The 16,538-nt window shown below is 44.8% G+C and carries 31 protein-coding genes; 2 read left to right on the top strand and 29 right to left on the bottom strand.

Going from position 1 to position 16,538, the window contains the following annotated elements; genetic code table 11:
* Positions 1-31: 31 nt before the first annotated feature.
* Positions 32-610 (bottom strand): LysM-like peptidoglycan-binding domain-containing protein, encoded by a 579-nt coding sequence (locus tag AB4232_RS11085; protein ID WP_372087113.1) that lies wholly within the window; start codon positions 608-610, stop codon positions 32-34.
* 213 nt (positions 611-823) lie between these two features.
* On the opposite strand from AB4232_RS11085, the gene AB4232_RS11080 reads away from it, so the two are divergent.
* Together AB4232_RS11080 and AB4232_RS11075 are read left to right on the top strand one after the other, a co-directional pair.
* Complete coding sequence (locus AB4232_RS11080) at positions 824-1,444, top strand: FKBP-type peptidyl-prolyl cis-trans isomerase (RefSeq protein WP_008220519.1); 621 nt, start codon at positions 824-826, stop codon at positions 1,442-1,444.
* A 134-nt stretch (positions 1,445-1,578) separates the two neighbouring features.
* Positions 1,579-2,085, top strand: a complete 507-nt coding sequence (locus AB4232_RS11075; protein WP_009847779.1) for a DUF2780 domain-containing protein — start codon at positions 1,579-1,581, stop codon at positions 2,083-2,085.
* A gap of 257 nt (positions 2,086-2,342) precedes the next feature.
* Here the strand turns inward: AB4232_RS11075 and rplQ are convergent, their stop codons facing one another.
* The 28 genes from rplQ to rpsJ all read right to left on the bottom strand — a co-directional run bounded on the left by rplQ (position 2,343) and on the right by rpsJ (position 15,994).
* Positions 2,343-2,723: a 50S ribosomal protein L17 gene (rplQ, locus tag AB4232_RS11070; protein WP_004729812.1), complete on the bottom strand. Its 381-nt coding sequence runs from the start codon at positions 2,721-2,723 to the stop codon at positions 2,343-2,345.
* 24 nt (positions 2,724-2,747) lie between these two features.
* Entirely contained in the window at positions 2,748-3,740 is a 993-nt protein-coding gene (locus AB4232_RS11065) for a DNA-directed RNA polymerase subunit alpha (RefSeq protein WP_004729813.1), read from the bottom strand.
* 22 nt (positions 3,741-3,762) lie between these two features.
* Positions 3,763-4,383 carry a 30S ribosomal protein S4 gene (gene rpsD / locus AB4232_RS11060; RefSeq protein ID WP_004738777.1) on the bottom strand — a complete coding sequence of 207 codons (621 nt, stop codon included), beginning with the start codon at positions 4,381-4,383 and terminating at the stop codon, positions 3,763-3,765.
* Positions 4,384-4,414: 31 nt separating this feature from the next.
* Complete coding sequence (gene rpsK / locus AB4232_RS11055; RefSeq protein WP_004738778.1) at positions 4,415-4,804, bottom strand: 30S ribosomal protein S11; 390 nt, start codon at positions 4,802-4,804, stop codon at positions 4,415-4,417.
* Positions 4,805-4,823: 19 nt separating this feature from the next.
* On the bottom strand, positions 4,824-5,180 hold the full coding sequence (rpsM, locus tag AB4232_RS11050) for a 30S ribosomal protein S13 (RefSeq protein ID WP_004738779.1): 357 nt from the start codon (positions 5,178-5,180) through the stop codon (positions 4,824-4,826).
* A gap of 149 nt (positions 5,181-5,329) precedes the next feature.
* On the bottom strand, positions 5,330-5,443 hold the full coding sequence (rpmJ, locus tag AB4232_RS11045) for a 50S ribosomal protein L36 (protein WP_000868186.1): 114 nt from the start codon (positions 5,441-5,443) through the stop codon (positions 5,330-5,332).
* A gap of 41 nt (positions 5,444-5,484) precedes the next feature.
* A complete protein-coding gene (gene secY / locus AB4232_RS11040; protein ID WP_004736759.1) occupies positions 5,485-6,819 on the bottom strand; it encodes a preprotein translocase subunit SecY in 1,335 nt (444 codons plus the stop codon).
* Positions 6,820-6,839: 20 nt separating this feature from the next.
* Positions 6,840-7,274 (bottom strand): 50S ribosomal protein L15, encoded by a 435-nt coding sequence (gene rplO, locus AB4232_RS11035; RefSeq protein ID WP_004736758.1) that lies wholly within the window; start codon positions 7,272-7,274, stop codon positions 6,840-6,842.
* 5 nt (positions 7,275-7,279) lie between these two features.
* On the bottom strand, positions 7,280-7,456 hold the full coding sequence (rpmD, locus tag AB4232_RS11030; protein WP_004736756.1) for a 50S ribosomal protein L30: 177 nt from the start codon (positions 7,454-7,456) through the stop codon (positions 7,280-7,282).
* Between the two features lie 7 nt (positions 7,457-7,463).
* The gene (gene rpsE / locus AB4232_RS11025) at positions 7,464-7,964 is read right to left on the bottom strand and encodes a 30S ribosomal protein S5 (RefSeq protein ID WP_004736754.1); all 501 of its coding nucleotides are present in this window, start codon (positions 7,962-7,964) and stop codon (positions 7,464-7,466) included.
* 14 nt (positions 7,965-7,978) lie between these two features.
* Entirely contained in the window at positions 7,979-8,332 is a 354-nt protein-coding gene (gene rplR / locus AB4232_RS11020) for a 50S ribosomal protein L18 (RefSeq protein WP_009847783.1), read from the bottom strand.
* Positions 8,333-8,341: 9 nt separating this feature from the next.
* A complete protein-coding gene (gene rplF / locus AB4232_RS11015) occupies positions 8,342-8,875 on the bottom strand; it encodes a 50S ribosomal protein L6 (RefSeq protein ID WP_009847784.1) in 534 nt (177 codons plus the stop codon).
* 10 nt (positions 8,876-8,885) lie between these two features.
* Positions 8,886-9,278, bottom strand: a complete 393-nt coding sequence (gene rpsH, locus AB4232_RS11010) for a 30S ribosomal protein S8 (protein ID WP_009847785.1) — start codon at positions 9,276-9,278, stop codon at positions 8,886-8,888.
* Between the two features lie 29 nt (positions 9,279-9,307).
* Positions 9,308-9,613 carry a 30S ribosomal protein S14 gene (gene rpsN, locus AB4232_RS11005; RefSeq protein WP_004736747.1) on the bottom strand — a complete coding sequence of 102 codons (306 nt, stop codon included), beginning with the start codon at positions 9,611-9,613 and terminating at the stop codon, positions 9,308-9,310.
* Positions 9,614-9,629: 16 nt separating this feature from the next.
* Positions 9,630-10,169 carry a 50S ribosomal protein L5 gene (gene rplE, locus AB4232_RS11000; RefSeq protein WP_004736744.1) on the bottom strand — a complete coding sequence of 180 codons (540 nt, stop codon included), beginning with the start codon at positions 10,167-10,169 and terminating at the stop codon, positions 9,630-9,632.
* 24 nt (positions 10,170-10,193) lie between these two features.
* Positions 10,194-10,511: a 50S ribosomal protein L24 gene (gene rplX / locus AB4232_RS10995; RefSeq protein WP_004736742.1), complete on the bottom strand. Its 318-nt coding sequence runs from the start codon at positions 10,509-10,511 to the stop codon at positions 10,194-10,196.
* Positions 10,512-10,522: 11 nt separating this feature from the next.
* Positions 10,523-10,894: a 50S ribosomal protein L14 gene (gene rplN, locus AB4232_RS10990; RefSeq protein WP_004736740.1), complete on the bottom strand. Its 372-nt coding sequence runs from the start codon at positions 10,892-10,894 to the stop codon at positions 10,523-10,525.
* A 162-nt stretch (positions 10,895-11,056) separates the two neighbouring features.
* Positions 11,057-11,311, bottom strand: coding sequence for a 30S ribosomal protein S17 (gene rpsQ, locus AB4232_RS10985; protein WP_004736739.1), 255 nt, complete (start codon positions 11,309-11,311; stop codon positions 11,057-11,059).
* Positions 11,311-11,502: a 50S ribosomal protein L29 gene (rpmC, locus tag AB4232_RS10980; protein WP_004736737.1), complete on the bottom strand. Its 192-nt coding sequence runs from the start codon at positions 11,500-11,502 to the stop codon at positions 11,311-11,313. The genes rpsQ and rpmC overlap by 1 nt, the downstream gene beginning before the upstream one ends.
* Positions 11,502-11,912, bottom strand: coding sequence for a 50S ribosomal protein L16 (rplP, locus tag AB4232_RS10975; RefSeq protein ID WP_004736736.1), 411 nt, complete (start codon positions 11,910-11,912; stop codon positions 11,502-11,504). Before rplP ends, rpmC begins: the two co-directional genes overlap by 1 nt.
* An 11-nt stretch (positions 11,913-11,923) precedes the next feature.
* Positions 11,924-12,622: a 30S ribosomal protein S3 gene (gene rpsC / locus AB4232_RS10970; RefSeq protein WP_004736734.1), complete on the bottom strand. Its 699-nt coding sequence runs from the start codon at positions 12,620-12,622 to the stop codon at positions 11,924-11,926.
* Between the two features lie 18 nt (positions 12,623-12,640).
* Positions 12,641-12,973: a 50S ribosomal protein L22 gene (gene rplV, locus AB4232_RS10965; RefSeq protein WP_004736732.1), complete on the bottom strand. Its 333-nt coding sequence runs from the start codon at positions 12,971-12,973 to the stop codon at positions 12,641-12,643.
* 10 nt (positions 12,974-12,983) lie between these two features.
* Positions 12,984-13,262: a 30S ribosomal protein S19 gene (gene rpsS, locus AB4232_RS10960; RefSeq protein ID WP_004736729.1), complete on the bottom strand. Its 279-nt coding sequence runs from the start codon at positions 13,260-13,262 to the stop codon at positions 12,984-12,986.
* Between the two features lie 19 nt (positions 13,263-13,281).
* Entirely contained in the window at positions 13,282-14,106 is an 825-nt protein-coding gene (rplB, locus tag AB4232_RS10955) for a 50S ribosomal protein L2 (protein WP_012604912.1), read from the bottom strand.
* A 14-nt stretch (positions 14,107-14,120) separates the two neighbouring features.
* Complete coding sequence (gene rplW, locus AB4232_RS10950) at positions 14,121-14,423, bottom strand: 50S ribosomal protein L23 (RefSeq protein ID WP_004736765.1); 303 nt, start codon at positions 14,421-14,423, stop codon at positions 14,121-14,123.
* Entirely contained in the window at positions 14,420-15,022 is a 603-nt protein-coding gene (rplD, locus tag AB4232_RS10945; RefSeq protein ID WP_004736764.1) for a 50S ribosomal protein L4, read from the bottom strand. The genes rplW and rplD overlap by 4 nt, the downstream gene beginning before the upstream one ends.
* Before the next feature lie 16 nt (positions 15,023-15,038).
* Positions 15,039-15,668: a 50S ribosomal protein L3 gene (rplC, locus tag AB4232_RS10940; RefSeq protein WP_004736763.1), complete on the bottom strand. Its 630-nt coding sequence runs from the start codon at positions 15,666-15,668 to the stop codon at positions 15,039-15,041.
* Between the two features lie 14 nt (positions 15,669-15,682).
* Positions 15,683-15,994, bottom strand: coding sequence for a 30S ribosomal protein S10 (rpsJ, locus tag AB4232_RS10935; protein ID WP_004736761.1), 312 nt, complete (start codon positions 15,992-15,994; stop codon positions 15,683-15,685).
* Positions 15,995-16,538: the final 544 nt, after the last annotated feature.

Below are 16,538 nucleotides of genomic sequence, written 5' to 3'. Positions count from 1 at the left end.
TGAAGTGCTTTAACTCAGGTTCACTATTCATCTATTTACTGCGACCAAAGCCACCATCTGATAAACGGAAAAACATCACCGAAGTATTGCCTTTCTCAAGCTGAAGAATATCTAGTTGCCCTGTATCGGCTAGTTTGAATCGAACCAGTTGGCCTTTACGAATCTGGCTAAGCGGCTTGTCTGCACCTTCAATACGAACCAAAGCGTTAAGATCAGACAGCGGTAGATCATTATTCCGGAACACTTGAGCTAACGTATCTCCTTGCTTAACAAGGTACTCTTGCCAACTGGTTGGCTCAGAAGAATTACTTTTAGCATTTTTCTGCTCGCTTAAGCCAACAGTATTTATCTCAAGCTCAACACGAGATGTTGCTGGTGCGTTGTCTACTTTAGGCTCTGGTAGCGGTGCAAACAATAAGATTAATATGATCGGCGAAATCACCATCAATAATTTCTGGTGTAATTTCGGCAATGATCCCCAAGTTTGCACTGATGAGGTTTTCATTTTCTTTAGATCGATCGAGCTTAGTTTCTCTTTGACCTGATTCAGTCGGTCCTTGAACTCTGCTAAGTGGTCTACTTTCTGTTTTTTCTTTTGACGACGATTCATGCCACTGCGTCCTATACATTGAATAACTACAGTATAAAAACCAAAGTACCAACAGTATAGATCTTTCCGCGACAACAGAGAGCAAAGCAAGAAAATTGACATAGCTGTGATTTGGACACGGTAAAGCGTAAGTGATCAGAGGCTAGCCGTTTATTCAGGCTGCTAATACTGGTATTCTTACCCTTTTCGTACTGACAAAAAGAGTGACTTTTCATGTCTGAAGTAAAATTTGAAACTGTAGAGCAAAAAGCTAGCTACGGTATCGGTCTACAAATGGGCCAACAACTTGCTGGTTCTGGTCTTGAAGGCCTAAACGTTGATGCAATCGCTGCTGGTATCGCAACAGCTCTAGTTGGCGACATGCCAGCTATCGAAGTTGACGAAATCAACAACGCACTACAAGAGCTACACACTCGTGGTGAAGCTGCACGTCAAGAACTGGCTAAAGCTGCTGCTGCTGACGGCGAAGCTTTCCTAGCTGACAACGCTCTTCGTTCAGAAGTTACAGTTCTTGAGTCTGGTCTTCAGTACGAAGTACTAACTGAAGGTACTGGCGAAATCCCAACTGCAGACAAGCAAGTGCGCGTTCACTACCACGGCGAACTAACTGACGGTACAGTTTTCGATAGCTCTGTATCTCGCGGTCAACCTGCTGAATTCCCAGTAACTGGCGTAATTCAAGGTTGGGTACAAGCTCTACAAATGATGCCTGTTGGCTCTAAGTGGAAGCTATACATCCCTCAAGATCTAGCATACGGTGAGCGTGGCGCAGGTGCTGCAATCCCACCATTTGCTGCTCTAGTATTCGAAGTAGAACTTCTAGCAATTCTTTAATTTCTATAAGAACCTTTAGTAAAACAAAAAACTATAGGTAAATTAGACTGAATTAGCTCAACGGCGATGTGACTACATCGCCGTTTTTCGTTTATAGTGAAAGAGTAAATTACTTTATTACTTAAGGACGAATAATGAAGAAAGTACTCATCACCGTTTTAAGCAGCCTTGCTGTGGTATCTTGCGCTAGTACTAGCGAGTCAGAACAAGTTAGTTCAACTTCTGATATTAACTATTCCCAACTATCACAAACAGCCCTTATGACCGCTGTAGACATGTGGTCTCAAAAAAATGAAGCAACACCATTTACGAGCACCCTTGCTAATTCCCTAAGTGACAAAGAATCTGTAACAAATGAGCAAGCTATAGGTGGAGTAGGTTCCATGCTAGCACTTGCCCAGAATACCCTTGATAACTTTGACAACCAAGAGCTCGAAATGCTTTTCCCTGGAATGTCGACGCTTGATTCTACCGGTTTAACGTCAGTATTGGACTCAAAAACATCTGTTGAAAATGCATTTTCAGGATTAGGTATGGATTCATCAATGGTTGCGGCGTTTGCACCAATCATTATTCAAGGGCTAGAGTCACAAGGCGCAACAAGCGGTCTCGTTGATTCACTCGAAGCTATTTGGTTGTAATAACCAGTGATTAATAATTGATTTAAAATACTTAAAGGGCGCTTCGGTGCTCTTTTTTGTGCGCTGAACAAAAGAGATACGAGATACGAGATACGAGATACGAGATACGAGATACGAGATATTATTGAGAAATGGAGCAGAGAAGGTAAAGAAAAGTACCAAATATCGTGGTGCAATTCTTATGTCGGTCTCCTAATTCTACAGATACAAAAAAGCCGAGCTAATGCTCGGCTTTTGTATTAAGAATCTAGTATAGATTACTCAGCAGCTTCTTCAGCAGCTGGGCGGTCTACAAGCTCAATGTAAGCCATTGGAGCTTTATCACCAGTACGGAAACCACATTTAAGAATGCGAGTGTAACCACCTTGGCGAGCCGCGAAACGCGGGCCTAGTTCATTAAATAGTTTTGCCACAACTTCGTTATCACGAGTGCGAGCAAATGCAAGACGACGGTTAGCAACACTGTCTGTCTTAGCTAGGGTAATCAATGGCTCAATTACGCGACGTAGTTCTTTTGCTTTAGGCACGGTAGTTTTAATAACTTCGTGACGAACAAGAGAGCTAGCCATGTTGCTGAACATCGCTTTGCGATGACTGCTGTTGCGGTTGAGTTGACGACCACTTTTACGATGGCGCATGACCTAATCCTTCTAACTTTTCGATTAATCTTCAGCGATTGACGCTGGTGGCCAGTTTTCTAGGCGCATGCCTAGAGAAAGACCACGTGAAGCAAGCACATCTTTAATCTCTGTAAGAGATTTCTTACCAAGGTTTGGCGTTTTAAGTAGCTCAACCTCAGTGCGCTGTACAAGATCACCGATGTAGTGAATCGCTTCTGCTTTCAAACAGTTAGCAGAGCGAACTGTTAGTTCAAGATCGTCTACAGGACGTAGTAGGATAGGATCGAATTCTGGCTTCTCTTCCTTCTCCTCAGGTACACGTACATCACGAAGATCTACGAACGCATCCAGTTGTTCAGCTAAAATAGTAGCTGCACGACGGATTGCTTCCTCAGGTTCTAGAGTACCGTTCGTTTCCATATCGATAACAAGCTTGTCTAAGTCAGTACGTTGTTCTACACGTGCCGCTTCAACAGCATAGGCGATTTTATCGACCGGGCTGTAAGTAGCGTCAACAAGTAGACGACCGATTGGACGCTCATCTTCTTCAGTATGGATACGAGCTGAAGCTGGAACGTAACCACGACCACGTTCTACTTTGATACGCATAGCGATCTCAGCGTTGTCATCCGTTAGGTGACAAATTACGTGCTCAGGGTTAGCGATCTCTACATCACCATCGTGGGTGATGTCACCTGCAACAACAGGGCCTGAGCCTGATTTGTTCAGTGTAATAAACACTTCATCTTTGCCTTCAGCAACGCGTACAGCTAAACCTTTAAGGTTTAGAAGGATTTCCAGGATATCTTCCTGAACGCCTTCTTTAGTGCTGTATTCGTGTAGCACACCTTCGATTTCAACTTCTGTTACGGCACAACCCGGCATAGAAGATAGAAGAATGCGGCGAAGAGCATTACCTAGAGTATGGCCGAAACCGCGCTCTAATGGCTCAAGAGTTACTTTCGCGTGTGTCGTATTGATCTGTTCAATGTCAACAAGACGCGGCTTAAGAAATTCTGTTACAGAACCCTGCATTGTGTCCTCTCTTTTTTTAACCTTACTTAGAGTAAAGTTCGACGATCAAGTGTTCATTGATGTCAGCTGATAGGTCAGAACGCTCAGGCATACGCTTGAATGTACCTTCCATTTTGCCAGCATCTACTTCAATCCAAGTTGGCTTTTCACGTTGTTCAGCAACTTCTAGAGCTGCTTTAATACGAGATTGCTGTTTAGCTTTCTCGCGGATAGAAACAACGTCGTTTGCCGCTACTTTGAAAGAAGGAACGTTTACAACTTTACCGTTAACTAGAATAGACTTGTGGCTAACTAGTTGACGAGATTCAGCACGAGTAGCGCCAAAGCCCATACGGTAAACTACGTTATCAAGACGACCTTCAAGAAGCTGAAGCAGGTTTGCACCTGTGTTGCCTTTAAGACGTGCAGCTTCTTTGTAGTAGTTGCGGAATTGTTTTTCTAGAACGCCGTAAATACGACGAACTTTTTGCTTCTCACGAAGCTGAACGCCATACTCAGATAGACGACCGCGACGAGCGCCGTGTACACCTGGTGCGTTATCAATTTTACACTTGGTATCGATCGCACGGACACCAGACTTAAGGAATAAGTCAGTACCTTCGCGACGGCTAAGCTTCAGCTTAGGACCCAAATATCTTGCCATGATCTTTCTCCAATATTCCTAGAAACGAAACTTAAACGCGACGTTTCTTAGGTGGACGACAACCGTTATGAGGGATTGGTGTCGCATCAACAATGTTAGTGATACGGAAACCAGCAGCGTTCAGTGCACGAACAGTAGATTCGCGACCTGGACCTGGACCCTTAACCATAACTTCCAAGTTCTTTAGGCCATATTCTTTAGCCATTTCACCACAACGCTCAGCTGCAACTTGTGCTGCGAACGGAGTAGATTTACGAGAACCACGGAAACCTGAACCACCTGCTGTAGCCCATGCAAGAGCGTTGCCTTGACGGTCAGTGATAGTTACGATTGTGTTGTTGAAAGAAGCATGAATGTGCGCTACGCCATCAGCTACTTGCTTGCGTACGCGCTTACGCGCGCGAGTTGGTTGTTTTGCCATTGTACTCTACCTTATCCGACTATTTCTTGATCGGCTTGCGCGGACCCTTACGGGTGCGAGCGTTGGTTTTAGTACGCTGTCCACGTAGTGGTAGACTGCGACGATGACGAAGACCGCGGTAACAGCCAAGGTCCATAAGACGCTTGATGTTCATCGATACTTCACGACGTAGATCACCTTCTACAGTGTATTTAGCTACACCATCACGCAGTTGATCGATCTGCTCTTCAGTTAGTTCACTGATCTTAGCATCTTCAGCAATACCCACTTCAGCTAGAATAGCTTGAGAGCGAGTTTTGCCAATACCGTAGATTGCAGTAAGTGCAATTACAGAATGCTTATGATCAGGAATGTTAATGCCGGCTATACGGGCCATTATTCACTCCTAAGGGGGTTCATAAAAGAATTATCCGCAGCAAAGCCCGTTATGGATACGCTGCGGCATACTACTTCTTTTGCACGCAAAAGGTAGGCCGAGGAATATACTCGACTCTACCTAGTATTTCAAGTAAAAATTTCTGCTGATTAGCCTTGGCGTTGCTTATGCTTTGGCTCACTGCAAATCACGCGAACGACACCGTTACGCTTGATAACTTTACAGTTACGGCAGATTTTTTTAACGGAAGCACGAACTTTCATTGCTAAACTCCGTAAATGGAATCGAAATAATTACTACCGAATTAACGGCCGTAACCTTTCAGATTCGCTTTCTTTAACACAGAATCATACTGTTGTGACATCAGATGAGTCTGTACCTGTGCCATGAAATCCATGATAACTACCACTACGATTAGTAGTGATGTGCCGCCGAAGTAGAAACGAACGTTCCACGCGACCATCATGAATTCAGGAATCAGACATATAAAAGTAATGTATAGAGCGCCCGCAAGGGTTAGCCTAGTCATCACTTTATCGATATATTTCGCTGTCTGCTCACCTGGGCGGATACCGGGTACGAATGCACCAGACTTCTTCAAATTATCAGCTGTTTCACGCGGGTTAAACACCAACGCTGTATAGAAGAAACAGAAGAAGATTATAGCTGCTGCATAAAGCATTACATACAAAGGTTGACCAGGGCTAAGAGCTAATGACACGTCAGTTAACCAACCGAACGCGCTGCTTTCACCATTTTGACCAAACCATTGTGCTAATGTTCCTGGGAACAAAATAATACTTGATGCAAAAATCGCTGGAATAACACCTGCCATATTAATCTTAAGAGGCAAGTGAGAGCTTTGAGCTGCAAAAACTTTACGACCTTGTTGACGCTTCGCATAGTTAACGACGATACGACGTTGACCACGTTCCATGAAAACTACGAAGTAAATTACAGCAAAAGACAATACCGCGATAAACAACAGAAGAAGCACATGCAATTCACCTTGACGCGCTTGCTCGATTGTTTGACCGATTGCAGAAGGCAATCCAGCAACAATACCTGCAAAAATCAGAATGGAAATACCATTACCGATTCCTCGCTCAGTGATTTGTTCACCTAACCACATCAAAAACATGGTACCAGTTACTAAACTCACGGTAGCAATAAGCGTAAACATGGTTTGGTTGATAACAACCAGATTGTCGACCATGTTTGGTAAGCCTGTTGCGATACCAATAGCTTGGAATGTTGCAAGTACAAGCGTGCCGTAGCGTGTATATTGGCTTATCTTACGACGGCCTGCTTCACCCTCTTTTTTGAGTTCCGCTAACGCTGGATGAACTACAGTTAGCAATTGGACTACGATCGATGCCGAAATGTACGGCATGATACCCAATGCTAATATAGATGCACGCTCAAGAGCACCACCGGAGAACATGTTAAACATTTCTACGATGGTACCTTTTTGCTGATCGAACAAATCGGCAAGTACAGCTGCGTCAATACCAGGGATCGGCACAAAAGAGCCGGCTCGGAATACTAAAAGTGCACCAATTACGAATAATAAGCGCGACTTTAGTTCACTTAAGCCGCTCTGAGCACTACGAAAATCTTTTCCTGGTTTCTTAGCCATCTGTACCTCGTTCCTCGAGATTATTCCTCGATTTTACCGCCTGCAGCTTCGATTGCAGCTTTAGCGCCTTTAGTCACGCGTAGACCTTTAACAGTCACAGCTTTGCTTAGGTCACCAGAAAGAACGATCTTAACAAACTCGATGTTCTTAGTGATAACGTTAGCAGCTTTAAGGCTGTTAAGATCAACTACGTCACCTGTTACTTTCGCTAGCTCAGCTAGACGAACTTCAGCAGACACTAGGCTCTTACGAGAAGTGAAACCGAATTTAGGTAGACGTTGTTTTAGAGGCATTTGACCGCCTTCAAAACCTGGACGAACAGAGCCGCCAGAACGTGACTTTTGACCTTTGTGACCGCGGCCACCTGTTTTACCAAGGCCAGAACCGATACCACGACCTACACGCTTCTTAGAAGGTTTAGAGCCAGCAGCCGGTGATAGAGTATTCAAACGCATTCTGATTACTCCTCAATCTTAACCATGTAGTAAACCTTGTTGATCATACCGCGTACGCACGGAGTATCTTCAAGTTCTACTGTATGGTTGATGCGACGAAGACCTAGACCTTTAAGACACGCTTTGTGCTTAGGTAGGCGACCAATTGAGCTTTTAGTTTGAGTTACTTTAATAGTTGCCATCGTGTGCTTACTCCGAAATAGATTCAACAGTTAGACCACGTTTAGCAGCAACCATTTCTGGTGACTTAACGTCTACTAGAGCACCAATCGTTGCGCGAACAACGTTGATTGGGTTCGTTGAACCGTATGCTTTAGAAAGAACGTTATGTACGCCTGCAACTTCAAGTACGGCACGCATTGCACCACCGGCAATAACACCTGTACCTTCAGCAGCTGGCTGCATGTAAACTTTAGAGCCCGAATGACGACCTTTCACCGGGTGGTGAAGAGTGCCTTCGTTAAGCGCAACAGTAACCATGTTACGACGCGCTTTTTCCATTGCTTTTTGAATCGCTGCAGGTACTTCACGAGCTTTGCCGTAACCGAAACCTACGCGACCATTACCGTCACCAACTACTGTTAGTGCAGTGAAGCTCATGATTCGACCACCTTTAACCGTCTTAGATACACGGTTAACAGCGATCAGCTTTTCTTGCAAATCATTAGCTTGTTGTTGTTCTTTAGCCATCTTCCAACCCTACCTTAGAATTTCAGACCAGCTTCGCGAGCAGATTCTGCTAGCGCCGCTACTCGACCGTGGTATTGGAAACCAGAACGGTCAAATGCAACTGAAGCTACGCCTTTTTCAAGAGCGCGCTCAGCAACAGCTTTACCAACTGCTTTAGCTGCATCGACGTTACCAGTGTTCTTAACTTGCTCACGGATCGCTTTTTCTACAGTAGAAGCAGCTGCGATAACCTCAGAGCCGTTTGCCGAGATAACTTGAGCGTAAACATGGCGAGGAGTACGATGTACTACCAGGCGAGTTGCACCAAGTTCTGCAATCTTACGACGTGCACGTGTAGCACGACGGATGCGAGATGCTTTCTTATCCATAGTGATACCTTACTTCTTCTTAGCTTCTTTAGTACGCACATTTTCATCTGCGTAACGAACACCTTTGCCTTTGTAAGGCTCAGGAGCACGGTAAGAACGAATGTCAGCCGCAACTTGACCTACTACTTGCTTATCGCAACCAGTAATAACGATCTCAGTTTGGCTAGGGCACTCAGCTTTAATACCTTCAGGTAGAGCGTGCTCTACTGGGTGAGAAAAACCAAGAGTTAGACCTACAGCGTTGCCTTTCATAGCAGCACGGTAACCAACACCCTTAAGAGTTAGCTTCTTAGTGAAGCCCTCAGTAACACCCACAACCATGTTATTAACTAGAGCGCGAGCTGTACCAGCTTGTGCCCATGCGTTAGTAACACCTTCTTTCGGACCGAAAGTTAGGTTGTTTTCTTCCTGTGCAATAACTACGGCGCTGTTAAGAACGCGAGTAAGCTCACCTTTGCTACCTTTTACAGTAACTTCTTGGCCGTTTAGTTTCACCTCTACGCCAGCTGGAATAGCGACAGGTGCTTTAGCAACACGAGACATAATCTACTCCTTAAGCTACGTAACAGATGATTTCACCGCCAAGACCTGCTTTACGAGCAGCACGGTCAGACATCAGACCCTTGGAAGTAGAAACAACTGCAATACCAAGACCACCCATCACTGTAGGTAAAGAGTCTTTATTTTTATAAACTCTTAGACCAGGACGTGATACGCGCTTGATTTGCTCGATTACAGGTTTAGCTTGGAAGTACTTAAGAGTAACTTCTAGCTCAGGTTTTGCTTCGCTATCAACAGCGAAGTCTACGATGTAACCTTCAGCTTTAAGTAATGCAGCAATTGCAACTTTAAGCTTTGAAGAAGGCATTTTTACAGCAACTTTATTTGCTGCCTGACCGTTACGAACGCGGGTCAGCATATCCGAAATCGGATCTTGCATGCTCATAAGATTTACTCCAAATGATTAAGTGGCAATTACCAGCTAGCCTTACGAAGACCCGGAATCTCGCCTTTCATGCAAGCTTCGCGAACCTTAATACGGCTTAGACCGAATTTACGTAGGTAACCGTGTGGACGACCAGTTTGGTTGCAACGGTTGCGCTGACGTGATGCACTTGAATCACGTGGAAGAGATTGCAGTTTAAGAACCGCATTCCAACGATCTTCTTCAGATGCGTTTACATCGCTAATGATAACTTTTAGCGCAGAACGCTTTTCAGCGAACTTAACTACTAGTTTTGCACGTTTAGCTTCACGTGCTTTCATTGATTGTTTAGCCATAACAGTAACCCTACCCTTACTTACGGAATGGGAAGTTAAAGGCAGCCAGCAGAGCTCGGCCTTCCTCATCGGATCCCGCAGAAGTCGTGATAGTAATATCAAGACCGCGGACACGATCGACTTTATCGTAGTCGATTTCCGGAAAGATGATTTGCTCGCGAACGCCCATGCTGTAGTTACCGCGTCCGTCAAAAGACTTAGCGCTAACACCACGGAAATCACGTACACGTGGAAGTGCGATAGAGATTAAACGCTCTAAAAATTCCCACATGCGCTCACCACGCAAGGTTACTTTACAACCAATTGGGTAGCCTTCACGAATTTTGAAACCAGCTACAGATTTACGCGCTTTCGTGATAAGAGGCTTTTGACCAGAGATCGTTGCCATATCAGATGCTGCGTTTTCTAGCAGTTTCTTATCGTTGATTGCTTCACCAACGCCCATGTTTAGGGTGATTTTCTCAATCCTAGGGACTTGCATGACGCTTGTGTAGCTGAACTCTTTGGTAAGCTCAGCGACTACAGACGACTTGTAGTAATCATGCAGTTTCGCCATAGTAGAACTCCAAATTACTTCTAATTAGTTAGAAACAGTTTCGCCGTTAGATTTGAAGAAACGAACTTTCTTGCCATCTTCGATACGGAAACCGATACGGTCTGCTTTACCAGTAGCCGCGTTAAAGACTGCAACGTTAGAAGCATCAATAGCTGCTTCTTGTTCAACGATGCCACCTTGTTGACCTAGAGCCGGAACCGGCTTTTGGTGTTTTTTAACAAGATTAATGCCTTCAACAACAACTTTACCAGTTGTCAGAACCTTAGTTACTTTACCTTTCTTGCCTTTATCTTTACCAGCAAGAATGATTACTTCGTCATTACGACGGATTTTAGCTGCCATGTTGCCGCTCCTTACAGAACTTCAGGTGCAAGTGATACAATCTTCATGAATTTCGCGTTACGAAGTTCACGAGTCACAGGACCAAAGATACGTGTGCCGACTGGTTGCTCAGTAGTGTCATTTAACAATACACAAGCATTACTGTCGAAGCGAATGACAGAACCGTCTGGGCGACGAACGCCTTTACGGGTGCGCACTACTACCGCCTTCAGAACATCACCTTTCTTTACTTTACCGCGAGGAATCGCTTCCTTCACTGTAACCTTGATGACGTCACCGATATGTGCATAACGGCGGTGAGAGCCACCCAGAACCTTAATACACATTACCTTGCGCGCGCCAGAGTTATCTGCTGCGTCAAGTGTACTTTGCATCTGGATCATTGTTAGTGCTCCGCTAAATATTAAAACTAGACCCTCTCGGGTCGGGCTGCCTCTTTAAAAGGGACGCGAATTGTACCACCCTTTTTTTAAATTGGGTAGACAAAAAACAAGCGGCTCCAAAAAATTATTTGGAGCCGCTTATAAGTTATAGAATTACAAAGATTAAATCTTCGCTTTTTCTAGAACTTTAACCAATGTCCAAGACTTAGTCTTAGACAGAGGACGACACTCAGCGATTTCAACTTTGTCGCCTAGGCCACAAGTGTTGTCTTCGTCGTGTGCGTGTACTTTAGTCGTGCGTTTGATGAACTTACCGTAAATCGGGTGTTTTACAGTACGCTCAATAGCAACAACGATAGACTTGTCCATCTTGTCACTTACTACACGGCCTTGCTGGATGCGGTTAGTTTCGCTCATTATGCGCCTGCCTTTTCAGTCAAAACAGTTTTCACACGTGCGATGTCACGGCGTACAGCTTTTAGAGTATGAGTTTGCTGTAGTTGACCAGTTGCAGCTTGCATGCGCAAGTTGAACTGTTCACGTAGCAAATTCAATAGCTCAGCGTTAAGCTCTTCAACGTTCTTTTCGCGTAGATCTTGTGCTTTCATCACATCACCTGCTTAGTTACAAAAGTAGTTTTAACAGGCAGTTTACGTGCCGCTAGGCGGAACGCTTCACGTGCCAACTCTTCAGGTACGCCATTCATCTCGTACATAACTTTGCCTGGTTGGATTTGAGCAACCCAGTACGCAACTGAACCTTTACCTTTACCTTGACGAACTTCAAGAGGCTTTTCAGTAATAGGTTTGTCTGGGAACACACGGATCCAGATTTGACCTTGACGCTTAATGTGACGTGTCATAGCACGACGTGCCGCTTCGATTTGACGTGCAGTCAGGCGACCACGGCCAACAGCTTTAAGACCGAATTCGCCGAAGCTTACTTCAGTACCTTTAGCTAGACCACGGTTACGACCAGTCATAACCTTGCGGAACTTAGTACGTTTTGGTTGTAGCATCGTTCGACTCCTTACTTACGGCCTTTACGCTGCTTCTTAGGCTTATCGCCTTTTGGCTCTACTGCGTTAGCAGCTGGCATACCGCCTAGAATCTCACCTTTGAAGATCCAAACTTTAATGCCGATCACACCGTATTGAGTGTGAGCCGAAGAAGTTGCGTAATCAATGTCTGCACGTAGAGTGTGTAGAGGCACACGGCCTTCACGGTACCACTCTGAACGTGCGATTTCAGCACCGCCAAGACGGCCGCCTACTTGTACTTTGATGCCTTTAGCGCCTAGACGCATAGCATTTTGTACCGCACGCTTCATTGCACGACGGAACATAACACGACGCTCTAGTTGAGACGCGATGCTATCAGCTACAAGCTGACCATCTAGCTCAGGCTTACGTACTTCAGCGATGTTAATTTGCGCTGGTACACCTGCGATTTTAGCTACAGCTGCGCGTAGCTTCTCTACGTCTTCACCTTTCTTACCGATAACAACGCCAGGACGAGCTGTGTGAATAGTCACACGGATGCTCTTAGCTGGACGCTCGATAACGATACGAGATAATGATGCTTTTTGTAGTTCCTTGGTAAGGAACTGACGTACCTTGAAGTCGCCGTCTAGGTTGTCAGCGAATTCGTTGGTATTAGCAAACCATGTAGCATTCCAAGGCTTGACGATGCCAAGACGAATACCATTAGGATGTACTTTCTGACCCATTGCTTACTCTCCTAGTCTTTAGCGATCTGCTACAACAATAGTGATGTGGCTTGAACGCTTCAAGATACGATCCGCACGACCTTTAGCACGAGGCATAATACGCTTCATGATAGGGCCCTCATCTACGAAGATTTTAGCGACATTTAGATCGTCGATATCTGCACCTTCGTTATGTTCCGCGTTAGCGATAGCTGACTCAAGAACTTTCTTAACTAAAACAGCAGCTTTTTTGTTGCTGAAAGTTAGAATTTCTAGAGCCTGGTCTACCGACTTACCGCGAATTTGGTCTGCAACTAAGCGAGCTTTCTGTGGAGAAATACGAGCAAAGTTATGTTTAGCTAAAGCTTCCATCATCTACTCCTTATTTCTTCTTAGCTTTCTTATCTGCAGCATGACCGCGATAAGTACGAGTTGGTGCAAATTCGCCTAGTTTGTGACCGATCATTTCTTCGGTAACGAAAACTGGGACGTGCTGACGACCATTATGGACAGCGATGGTCAAACCAATCATTGTTGGGATGATCATTGAGCGACGGGACCAAGTCTTAATAGGCTTTTTGTCTCCGCTTTCCACCGCTTTCTCTACCTTCTTCAGCAAGTGTAGGTCAATAAAAGGACCTTTCTTGAGAGAACGTGGCATGGCGATTCCTCTTTATAAATTATTTAGTGCGACGACGTACGATGTACTTGTCAGTGCGCTTATTCTTACGAGTCTTGAAGCCCTTAGTAGGAACGCCCCAAGGAGATACTGGGTGACGACCACCAGATGTGCGGCCTTCACCACCACCATGTGGGTGATCCACCGGGTTCATTACTACACCACGTACGGTTGGACGTACGCCGCGCCAGCGTGAAGCACCAGCTTTACCAAGTTCACGTAGCATATGCTCAGAGTTACCAACTTCACCGATCGTTGCACGACCTTCAGAAAGAACTTTGCGCATTTCACCAGAACGTAGACGGATAGTTACGTATGCACCATCGCGAGCGATGATTTGAGCATAAGCACCAGCCGAACGAGCTAGTTGTGCACCTTTACCAGGCTTAAGTTCAACACAGTGTACAGTAGAACCTACTGGGATGTTGCGCATCGGCAGAGTGTTACCTGCTTTGATTGCAGCATCTACGCCAGATTGAATCTGGTCGCCTGCGTTAACACCTTTAGGTGCAATGATGTAACGACGCTCACCGTCTGCGTACAGAACTAGAGCGATGTTAGCACTACGGTTTGGATCGTATTCTAGACGCTCAACTTTCGCTGGGATGCCATCTTTAGTACGTTTGAAGTCAACCAGACGGTAATGGTGTTTATGACCACCACCGATGTGACGTACTGTAATACGACCGTTGTTGTTACGACCACCGTTCTTAGAGTTTTTCTCTAGAAGTGGTGCGTATGGCTTACCCTTGTGCAGGTCAGCGTTAACAACTTTAACGACGTGACGACGACCAGGGGAAGTCGGCTTACATTTAACAATAGCCATTTTTACTACTCCTGTTATTCCGCGCCGCCAACGAAGTCAAGATCTTGACCTTCTTTCAAAGTAACGTAGGCTTTCTTAACGTCTGAACGACGGCCTTCACGCATACCTTGACGTTTGGTCTTACCCTTTAATACAAGAGTATTTACAGACTTAACTTCAACTTCAAATAGCTTTTCTACAGCTGCTTTGATCTCTTTCTTAGTTGCATCTTTAGCTACTTTGAAAACGATAGTGTTCGCTTTCTCAGCTGCCATAGTTGCTTTTTCAGAGATGTGCGGAGCACGTAGAACTTTTAAGATACGCTCTTCAGTGATCATGCTAGCATCTCCTCAACTTGCTTAACTGCATCAGCAGTCATCAGAACCTTGTCGAAAGCGATTAGTGATACTGGATCAACACCAGCAACATCACGTGCATCTACTTTGTATAGGTTACGAGCAGCTAAGAATAGATTTTCATCTACTTCGCCAGTCACAATCAGAACGTCATTTAGCTCAAGCTCTTTAAGCTTAGCTACAAGTTCTTTTGTTTTTGGTGCTTCTACAGAGAAGTTATCAACAACGATTAGACGCTCTTGACGAATCAACTCAGAAAGAATGCTTTTCATAGCACCGCGGTACATTTTCTTGTTAACTTTTTGGCTGTGATCTTGTGGTTTCGCAGCAAAAGTAACACCACCTGTACGCCAGATTGGGCTACGAATTGTACCAGCACGTGCACGGCCAGTACCTTTTTGGCGCCATGGCTTAGCACCGCCGCCTGATACTTCAGAACGAGTCTTTTGAGCACGAGTACCTTGACGAGCACCTGCTGCATACGCAACAACTACTTGGTGTACTAGAGCTTCGTTAAAGTCACGTCCGAAAGTAGTCTCGGAAACAGTTAGTGCATCAGCACCTTTAACCATCAATTCCATTACTTACTCCTAGACGTTATGCTTTAACAGCAGGTTTTACGATCACGTTACCGCCTGTTGAGCCTGGTACTGCACCTTTAATAAGGAGTAGATTGCGCTCAGCGTCAACACGTACGATCTCTAGGTTTTGAGTCGTTACACGCTCAGCACCCATGTGACCTGCCATTTTCTTGCCTTTAAACACGCGGCCTGGAGTTTGACATTGGCCAATTGAACCCGGTGCGCGGTGAGACAAAGAGTTACCGTGAGTCATATCTTGAGTAGAGAAGTTCCAACGCTTGATAGCGCCTTGGAAGCCTTTACCTTTAGATGTACCAGTAACGTCTACTTTTTTAATTTCGTTGAAAAGTTCTACGTTTAGCTCAGCGCCAACTTCAAACTCTTCGCCGTTTTCTAAACGGAATTCCCAAAGACCGCGACCTGCTTCAACACCCGCTTTCGCGAAGTGACCAGCTTCAGGTTTAGTTACACGGTTAGCTTTCTTAGCACCAGTAGTTACTTGGATTGCTGCGTAGCCGTCTGTCTCAAGAGTTTTAACTTGAGAAATACGGTTCGCTTCAACCTCAACAACAGTTACTGGGATAGAAACGCCTTCTTCAGTAAATACGCGGGTCATACCCACTTTACGTCCGACTAGACCAATCATTATTCTTATCTCCCTTAACCTAGGCTGATTTGAACATCAACGCCAGCTGCAAGATCAAGACGCATTAGAGCATCAACAGTTTTATCTGTTGGCTCAACGATGTCGATCAAACGCTTGTGAGTACGAATTTCGTACTGATCACGTGCATCTTTGTTGACGTGTGGAGAGGTAAGAACAGTGAAACGCTCTTTACGAGTAGGAAGTGGAATAGGACCACGAACCTGTGCGCCAGTACGTTTTGCTGTTTCAACGATTTCCGCAGTTGAAGCATCGATTAGCTTGTAATCAAACGCTTTAAGGCGGATACGAATACGTTGGTTCTGCATGAGACAGAGCTCCAATTATTAAAAATTACACAAACAATATCGCCACTCAAGCTCGAAAGAACGAGAGAATGCCGATTGATTTATGTGAAACCGTAGCATCCAAGATTAGGACGCATTGTCAGTTAACTTTTGAAGTAAACACAAGGTTTACTATTTTTATTAACCGCGAACATAAGCTGAGTATACATTACTAGGTAAGACCTACTCCTCAGTGCTCATTGGTTCACAAACCGGCGTTAGCCAGTGCGATGCATTATACAGATCACGTTTTAGTATGCAAGTGGTGTTGGAAAAATAATCGGAATATATTTGTGCAGAGCATTCGAAGAAAAGTTGTGTGACAAAAGTAGAACGATAAGGAGCGGGGATGATACTAAGGGAAAGCAAAAAGAAGTGGTGGGAAAGTGGAAAAATAAAAGGGAAGCCGAAGCTTCCCTTTTCTTATGCAGTTCTTCTAATGAAGAGTGTGCAAAAATCTAAATGTTGCTATTAAGCGAAGATTTTAGCTACAACACCAGCACCAACTGTACGGCCACCTTCGCGG

It is taken from the genome of Vibrio sp. 10N.286.46.A8, from assembly GCF_041470165.1.
GTDB classification, from domain to species: Bacteria; Pseudomonadota; Gammaproteobacteria; order Enterobacterales; family Vibrionaceae; genus Vibrio; species Vibrio tasmaniensis_A.
This window is presented reverse-complemented; position numbering and strand designations above follow the sequence as displayed.

Bases quoted from the DNA above. Each gene is read 5' to 3' on its own strand.
- AB4232_RS11085 (WP_372087113.1), bottom strand. From the start codon at position 610: ATGAATCGTCGTCAAAAGAAAAAACAGAAAGTAGACCACTTAGCAGAG.
- AB4232_RS11080 (WP_008220519.1), top strand. From the start codon at position 824: ATGTCTGAAGTAAAATTTGAAACTGTAGAGCAAAAAGCTAGCTACGGT.
- AB4232_RS11075 (WP_009847779.1), top strand. From the start codon at position 1,579: ATGAAGAAAGTACTCATCACCGTTTTAAGCAGCCTTGCTGTGGTATCT.
- rplQ (WP_004729812.1), bottom strand. From the start codon at position 2,723: ATGCGCCATCGTAAAAGTGGTCGTCAACTCAACCGCAACAGCAGTCAT.
- AB4232_RS11065 (WP_004729813.1), bottom strand. From the start codon at position 3,740: ATGCAGGGTTCTGTAACAGAATTTCTTAAGCCGCGTCTTGTTGACATT.
- rpsD (WP_004738777.1), bottom strand. From the start codon at position 4,383: ATGGCAAGATATTTGGGTCCTAAGCTGAAGCTTAGCCGTCGCGAAGGT.
- rpsK (WP_004738778.1), bottom strand. From the start codon at position 4,804: ATGGCAAAACAACCAACTCGCGCGCGTAAGCGCGTACGCAAGCAAGTA.
- rpsM (WP_004738779.1), bottom strand. From the start codon at position 5,180: ATGGCCCGTATAGCCGGCATTAACATTCCTGATCATAAGCATTCTGTA.
- rpmJ (WP_000868186.1), bottom strand. From the start codon at position 5,443: ATGAAAGTTCGTGCTTCCGTTAAAAAAATCTGCCGTAACTGTAAAGTT.
- secY (WP_004736759.1), bottom strand. From the start codon at position 6,819: ATGGCTAAGAAACCAGGAAAAGATTTTCGTAGTGCTCAGAGCGGCTTA.
- rplO (WP_004736758.1), bottom strand. From the start codon at position 7,274: ATGCGTTTGAATACTCTATCACCGGCTGCTGGCTCTAAACCTTCTAAG.
- rpmD (WP_004736756.1), bottom strand. From the start codon at position 7,456: ATGGCAACTATTAAAGTAACTCAAACTAAAAGCTCAATTGGTCGCCTA.
- rpsE (WP_004736754.1), bottom strand. From the start codon at position 7,964: ATGGCTAAAGAACAACAACAAGCTAATGATTTGCAAGAAAAGCTGATC.
- rplR (WP_009847783.1), bottom strand. From the start codon at position 8,332: ATGGATAAGAAAGCATCTCGCATCCGTCGTGCTACACGTGCACGTCGT.
- rplF (WP_009847784.1), bottom strand. From the start codon at position 8,875: ATGTCTCGTGTTGCTAAAGCACCTGTCGCTATTCCAGCTGGCGTAGAG.
- rpsH (WP_009847785.1), bottom strand. From the start codon at position 9,278: ATGAGCATGCAAGATCCGATTTCGGATATGCTGACCCGCGTTCGTAAC.
- rpsN (WP_004736747.1), bottom strand. From the start codon at position 9,613: ATGGCTAAACAATCAATGAAAGCACGTGAAGCTAAACGTGCAAAACTA.
- rplE (WP_004736744.1), bottom strand. From the start codon at position 10,169: ATGGCGAAACTGCATGATTACTACAAGTCGTCTGTAGTCGCTGAGCTT.
- rplX (WP_004736742.1), bottom strand. From the start codon at position 10,511: ATGGCAGCTAAAATCCGTCGTAATGACGAAGTAATCATTCTTGCTGGT.
- rplN (WP_004736740.1), bottom strand. From the start codon at position 10,894: ATGATCCAGATGCAAAGTACACTTGACGCAGCAGATAACTCTGGCGCG.
- rpsQ (WP_004736739.1), bottom strand. From the start codon at position 11,311: ATGAGCGAAACTAACCGCATCCAGCAAGGCCGTGTAGTAAGTGACAAG.
- rpmC (WP_004736737.1), bottom strand. From the start codon at position 11,502: ATGAAAGCACAAGATCTACGCGAAAAGAACGTTGAAGAGCTTAACGCT.
- rplP (WP_004736736.1), bottom strand. From the start codon at position 11,912: ATGCTACAACCAAAACGTACTAAGTTCCGCAAGGTTATGACTGGTCGT.
- rpsC (WP_004736734.1), bottom strand. From the start codon at position 12,622: ATGGGTCAGAAAGTACATCCTAATGGTATTCGTCTTGGCATCGTCAAG.
- rplV (WP_004736732.1), bottom strand. From the start codon at position 12,973: ATGGAAGCTTTAGCTAAACATAACTTTGCTCGTATTTCTCCACAGAAA.
- rpsS (WP_004736729.1), bottom strand. From the start codon at position 13,262: ATGCCACGTTCTCTCAAGAAAGGTCCTTTTATTGACCTACACTTGCTG.
- rplB (WP_012604912.1), bottom strand. From the start codon at position 14,106: ATGGCTATTGTTAAATGTAAGCCGACTTCCCCTGGTCGTCGTCACGTC.
- rplW (WP_004736765.1), bottom strand. From the start codon at position 14,423: ATGATCACTGAAGAGCGTATCTTAAAAGTTCTACGTGCTCCGCACATC.
- rplD (WP_004736764.1), bottom strand. From the start codon at position 15,022: ATGGAATTGATGGTTAAAGGTGCTGATGCACTAACTGTTTCCGAGACT.
- rplC (WP_004736763.1), bottom strand. From the start codon at position 15,668: ATGATTGGTCTAGTCGGACGTAAAGTGGGTATGACCCGCGTATTTACT.
- rpsJ (WP_004736761.1), bottom strand. From the start codon at position 15,994: ATGCAGAACCAACGTATTCGTATCCGCCTTAAAGCGTTTGATTACAAG.